The 273-nt window shown below is 55.7% G+C and carries 1 protein-coding gene; it reads left to right on the top strand.

Features of this window, described 5'->3' with window-relative positions:
• The coding region (locus CF394_RS03530) for a DNA-3-methyladenine glycosylase (protein WP_133079793.1) at positions 1-273 on the top strand (273 nt) is incomplete at both ends.

Raw genomic sequence — 273 nt, 5'->3', positions numbered from 1 at the left:
ACAGAGGCTTATAAAGGGCCAGGGGACAGAGCAGCTCACAGCTATGGCAACCGCCGGACAAAGCGCACCGAAATCATGTATCGTGAAGCCGGCGTGGTGTATACGTACACCATGCATACCCACACACTCATCAATGTTGTAAGCGGAGGAGCCGATGAACCTGAGGCCGTGCTGATCAGAGCGCTTGAACCTCATGAAGGCCTCGCGCTGATGGAGAAGCGAAGGAGCGGAAAGAAACCGCGCGATTGGACAAACGGTCCGGGAAAGCTGACA

It is taken from the genome of Tetzosporium hominis (assembly GCF_002265435.1).
GTDB classification, from domain to species: domain Bacteria; phylum Bacillota; class Bacilli; order Bacillales_A; family Planococcaceae; genus Chryseomicrobium; species Chryseomicrobium hominis.
The sequence above is the reverse complement of the archived record's forward strand: the minus strand, read 5'-3'. Positions and strand labels throughout refer to the sequence as shown.